Below are 4,159 nucleotides of genomic sequence, written 5' to 3' on the forward strand. Positions count from 1 at the left end.
GCCTGGCTCACCGCGCCGCTCGAGGTGCTGGAGGCGCGGGTGGGCGCGCGGGTGGGCGACGCCTCCGACGCCGACGTGGCGGTGCTGCGCGGCCAGGCGGCCCGCTATCCCGATCCGCCCGCCGACTGGGCGCAGGTGGACGCGACGGCGGCGACCGACGCCGCGGCAGCCCACTGGCTATCGCGTCGCGTTGCGTCTGATCGGTGATAACAATAGGTAGAAACACGAATAAAATGTCCGGCGCCTAGGATCGCCGGGCGCGGGGGAGGGAGTACGAGATGCTGGGCTTGATGCAGAACTGGCCGCTGACGGTCGACAAGATCCTGGATCACGCCAAGAACTGGCACGGCGACCGCGAGATCGTCAGCCGCTCGGTGGAAGGCCCGATCGTCCGGTCCACCTACGCCGAGGTGCACGGCCGGGCCAAGCAGCTCTCCAACGCCTTGCTGTCCCTGGGGATCAAGCCGGGCGACCGCTGCGCGACCCTGGCCTGGAACACCGCGCGCCACATCGAGGCCTGGTACGGCGTCATGGGCATTGGCGCGGTCTGCCACACGCTCAATCCGCGGCTGTTCGCCGAGCAGCTCTGCTACATCATCAACCACGCCGAAGATCAGGTGATCTTCACCGACCTGACCTTCCTGCCGGTGCTGGCCGAACACCGGGCCAAGATGCCCACCGTGAAGCACTTCGTGGTGCTGACCGACGAGGCGCACATGCAGCCCGACGTCTTCCCGGGCGCGCTCTGCTACGAGACGCTGATCGGCCAGCAGTCCGCCGATTGCGTCTGGGGCGGCTTCGACGAGAGCACGCCGGCGGCGCTTTGCTACACCTCCGGGACCACCGGCAATCCCAAGGGGGTGCTCTATTCGCACCGCTCCAACTTCCTCCACACGCTGGTGACCATGGGCCGCGACGTGATGAACATCTCGGCCACCGACACCGTGCTGCCGGTGGTGCCGATGTTCCACGCCAACGCCTGGGGCCTGGCCTTCTCCTGCTCGGCGGCCGGCGCGAAGCTGGTGATGCCGGGCCAGAAGCTGGACGGCCAGTCGGTCTACGAACTGCTGGAAAGCGAGGAGGTCACCTTCTCCGCCGCGGTGCCGACGGTGTGGCAGATGCTGCTGGGGCACCTGCGCGACAACAAGCTTTCGCTGTCCACGCTCAAGCGCGTGGTGATCGGCGGCTCGGCGGTGCCCGAGGCCCTGGTGCGCGCCTTCCGCGACGACTACGGGGTTGCGGTGACCCACGCCTGGGGCATGACCGAGACCTCGCCGCTGGGCACCCTGGCCACGCCCACCGGCAAGACCATGAAGCTCGATAGCGAGGAACAGCTCCGCTACACCCTGAAGCAGGGCCGCCCGCCGGTGGGCATCGAACTGAAGCTGGTGGACGACAACGGCGCGCGGCTGCCGCACGACGGGGTGACCTTCGGGCGGCTGATGGTGCGCGGGCCGTTCGTGGTCGGGCAGTACTTCAAGGGCGACGGCGGGGTGATCCTCGACGACGAGGGCTATTTCGACACCGGCGACGTGGCGACTATCGACCCTGACGGTTTCATGCAGATCACCGACCGGTCGAAGGACGTGATCAAGTCCGGCGGCGAGTGGATCAGCTCCATCGAGATCGAGAACCTGGCCGTGGGCCATCCGAAGGCGGCGCTCTGCGCGGTGATCGGGGCGGCGCATCCGAAGTGGGACGAGCGGCCGGTGCTGCTGGTCAAGCTGGAGCCCGGCCAGCAGGCCTCCAAGGAGGAGTTCCTGGGCTTCCTGGAAGGCAAGATCGCCAAGTGGTGGACGCCCGACGACGTGGTCTTCGTGGACGATATCCCGCTGGGCGCCACCGGCAAGATCGACAAGAAGCTGATCCGCGAGCGGATGAAGGACTACGTCCTGCCGACCGCGCGGGCCACGGTCAGCGCCTGAGGCCCGCAATTGGCTGATGACGTGCGGCTGCGGCGGGCGCAGGACGGCGACTTCGCCTCGATCGTCGCGCTGACCAACAAGGCCTACCGCGAGACGGGCCCCGGGCAGAGCTGGAGCGTCGAGGACCTGATCGAGGGCCCGCGGCTCACCGACGAGACGCTGCGCGAGGACTTGGCCGCGGCGCCGGACGCCCAGCTGATGATCTGGCGCGACGGGGCGGACGAGCACCTCGGCCACGTCTGGCTGGAGCCGCAGGGCGACGGCGCCTGGTTCCTGGGCCTGCTGGCCGTGCGGCCGGACCTGCAGGACCGCAAGCTGGGCCGCCGCCTGCTGGCCGCAGCGGAAGCTCACGCCCAGGCCGAGGGCGCCACCCGCATCGCGATCACAGTGCTGGCGCAGCGCGAGACCCTGGTCGCCTGGTACGAGCGTCGCGGCTATCGGCGCACGGGCGTGACCAAGCCGTGGCCGTACCACGAATCCCGCCTGGGCGCGCCGACCCGGTCCGACCTCTACTTCGTGGTGCTGGAGCGGGCGATCTAGGGCCCGCCGGGGGGCCTTCGAACATCGGCCCGGAACAGGCGTGGCCGCGCGGCGTTTGATCGACCGCTGTTCAATCACGGATCGAGGCGAAGATGCGATCAATCCTGCTGGCGCTGCTGGGCGTGCCCCTGCCGTTCATCCTGCTCCTGGCCTTCTGCACCCACCACTTCTGAACCCGGAAGGAGCAGGCGAATGCAAACCGACCTTTCCGTGGTCCCCATCGGGGACGAGACCCACTCGGCGGTCTGCTGGCCGGCGATCTTCGCCGGCGCCGTCTCGGCCCTGGGGCTGGCCATGCTGCTGTCGACGCTGGCGGCCGGCTTCGGCCTGAAGCTCGGCGCGCCGTGGCCCAGCGCCGCGCCGGCCACCGGCGACTTCACGCCGATCCTTGGCGCCTGGCTGATCGTGGTCCAGGTGCTGTCGGCCGCGCTCGGCGGCTACTTGGCCGGGCGGCTGCGCACCCGCTGGGCCAACGTCCACGAGCACGAGGTCCACTTCCGCGACACCGCCCACGGCCTGGTCACCTGGGCGGTGAGCACGGTGGCCGGCGCGGTGCTGATCGTGGCGGTCATGCCGCCCAACGCCGCGGCGAACGCCGCCGCCCTGGCGCTGCAGGCCGACCCGATGCGCGCGCAGAATATCGCCGCCCAGGTCGCGCTGTTCATGGGCGTGGGCCTGTTGCTCAGCGCGTTTACCGCCGCCGTGGCCGCGGCTATCGGCGGCCTGCGGCGCGAGGAGATGCACCGCATCCTGCGCGGCCGCTAGAGCGGGCGTCAGGCGAGGCGGTAGGTGGTATCCAGGCCCGGCGGGCCGCTGGCCTCGATCTCGCCGCCGCGCTCCATGTGGATGATCGCCGCCAGCATCGAGCGGGCGGCGGCCGGATGCAGGCGCGCGTCGACGTCGGCGTAGAGCCTGGGCACCAGCTCGCGGATCGTCGCCGGGCCGTCGGCCAGCGCCAGCGTGATCTGGTCCATCCGCTCCTGGCGGTGGGCGGCATAGGCGTCGAGGAAGGGGCCGACCTCGCGGATCGGCGGGCCGTGCGTCGGCCACAGCACGTCGAAATCGCGCTCCTTCACCTTGGCCAGGCTGTCCAGATAAGCGGTCATGTCGCCGTCCGGTGGGGTGATCACCGTGGTCGACCAGCCCATGATGTGGTCGCCGCTGAACAGGGCGTTCTCTTCCCTGAGCGCATAGCAGAGGTGGTTGGAGGTGTGGCCGGGCGTGGGGATGGCCTGCAGCGTCCAGCCCGGGCCCTCGATCAGCCCGCCGTCGCAGAGGCTGACGTCGGGGGTGAAGGCGAGGTCGTGGCCGGCCTCCATGCGCGGCGCGCCGGCCTCTTCCTCGTGGTGCTGCTTCACCGCGCAGCCGTAGATGGTCGCCCCCGTCTCGGCCTTCAGCGGCTCGGCCAGCGGCGAGTGGTCGGCGTGGTGATGGGTGATCGGGATGGCTGTGACGCGCTCGCCGGCCACCGCCGCCAGGATCGCCGCCAGGTGAGCCGGGTCGTCCGGGCCGGGGTCGATCACCGCCACCTCGCCATGGCCGACGATATAGGTCCCGGTGCCCATGAAGGTGAACGGCCCCGGATTGTTCGCGACGACACGGCTGATCAGCGGCGTGACCTGCACGAGCTCGCCATAGCGCGGCTCGAAGGTGCGGATGAAGGGGATGGCCATCTAGGGGTTGCTCCCGTTGTC

Annotated in this window: 4 protein-coding genes and 1 pseudogene; 4 read left to right on the forward strand and 1 reads right to left on the reverse strand. The window is 70.0% G+C overall.

Features of this window, described 5'->3' with window-relative positions:
* The 4 genes and pseudogenes from VGL85_RS21820 to VGL85_RS21835 form a co-directional block, all read left to right on the forward strand.
* Positions 1-207: pseudogene (locus VGL85_RS21820) on the forward strand (hypothetical protein); the annotation flags it as partial.
* A 71-nt stretch (positions 208-278) separates the two neighbouring features.
* The gene (locus VGL85_RS21825) at positions 279-1,925 is read left to right on the forward strand and encodes a long-chain-fatty-acid--CoA ligase (RefSeq protein ID WP_331591158.1); all 1,647 of its coding nucleotides are present in this window, start codon (positions 279-281) and stop codon (positions 1,923-1,925) included.
* Between the two features lie 9 nt (positions 1,926-1,934).
* Positions 1,935-2,465: a GNAT family N-acetyltransferase gene (locus VGL85_RS21830; RefSeq protein ID WP_331591159.1), complete on the forward strand. Its 531-nt coding sequence runs from the start codon at positions 1,935-1,937 to the stop codon at positions 2,463-2,465.
* A 192-nt stretch (positions 2,466-2,657) separates the two neighbouring features.
* Positions 2,658-3,230 (forward strand): hypothetical protein, encoded by a 573-nt coding sequence (locus VGL85_RS21835; RefSeq protein WP_331591160.1) that lies wholly within the window; start codon positions 2,658-2,660, stop codon positions 3,228-3,230.
* A gap of 8 nt (positions 3,231-3,238) precedes the next feature.
* Here the strand turns inward: VGL85_RS21835 and VGL85_RS21840 are convergent, their stop codons facing one another.
* Complete coding sequence (locus VGL85_RS21840) at positions 3,239-4,138, reverse strand: MBL fold metallo-hydrolase (RefSeq protein ID WP_331591161.1); 900 nt, start codon at positions 4,136-4,138, stop codon at positions 3,239-3,241.
* Between the last annotated feature and the right edge of the window lie 21 nt (positions 4,139-4,159).

Origin of the sequence: Phenylobacterium sp., assembly GCF_036501465.1 — a bacterium.
Lineage (GTDB): Bacteria > Pseudomonadota > Alphaproteobacteria > Caulobacterales > Caulobacteraceae > Phenylobacterium.